Origin of the sequence: Burkholderia sp. Se-20378 (genome assembly GCF_017104665.1) — a bacterium.
In the GTDB taxonomy this organism is placed as follows: domain Bacteria; phylum Pseudomonadota; class Gammaproteobacteria; order Burkholderiales; family Burkholderiaceae; genus Burkholderia; species Burkholderia lata.
This window is the reverse complement of the sequence record NZ_JAAGPG010001126.1, coordinates 1-849: the sequence shown is the minus strand read 5'-3', so window position 1 is coordinate 849 and position 849 is coordinate 1. Positions and strand designations below refer to the sequence as shown.

Here is an 849-nt window from a genome sequence, read left to right as displayed (position 1 = left end):
GCATCTGCTCGTCGGTCGCCTCGCGCGGACCGATCACGCCGACCGGCATGCAATGCCGCCGCGTGCCGCGCTGCCGCTGCGCGAGTTGCGCCAGCGCGTCGCGCGCCGCTTCCGACCATTCAATGACGTCGTTGCCGAACAAGGCCTTCCCCCAATGCAAGAACGCAGGTGCAGATCGCCGTCAGCACGATCGACAGCACGGCCGCCTGCGAGAAATCGGTCTGCCCGTCCGACAGCTTCAGATACATCAGCAGCGGCAGGATGTTGATCTGCGTGCCGGCCAGCGCGAGCGCCGTGCCGTACGTGCCGAGCGCGATCGCCGTGACGAGGCACCACGCAGACGCGACCGACGGCCACAGTTCGCGCCACGCAACGTCGAGCCATGCGCGCCACGGCCGCGCGCCGAGCGTCAGTGCCGCCTCGAGCGGCCGCCGGTCGAGATTCGCGAGCGCCGGGTAGATCATCAGCGCGACCCGCGGAATCAGGTAATACGCATACGCAACCGCCAGCCCCGGCATCGTGTAGATCGCGCCGCCGAGCACGGTCGGGTCCGCACCCAGCGACGCCGCCAGCGTGGTGACGAAGCCGGCGCGGCCGAACGCGAGGATGAAGCCGTAGGCGATCACCAGCCCGGAGAACGCGAGCGGCACGCCGAGCAGCGCGAGCGTCCAGTGGCGGCGGGCGGGCGACTGCCCGGCCAGCGCGAATGCGACCGGCACGCCGACACCCACCGACAGCGTGCCGGCGCTCACCGCCAGCACCAGTGAACGTGCGATCGCATCGGCGACGAGCGGATCGCGCAGCACCGCGCCGAACGCGCGGCCGCCGCCCGTGAACGCCGAGCCGACA

1 protein-coding gene is annotated in these 849 nt (G+C 71.3%); it reads right to left on the bottom strand.

Annotated features, from left to right (window positions below; all coding sequences use genetic code 11):
- Positions 1-119: 119 nt before the first annotated feature.
- Positions 120-849 (bottom strand): ABC transporter permease (locus G3N93_RS40535; protein WP_206135578.1); only part of this gene is annotated, 730 nt, incomplete at its 5' end.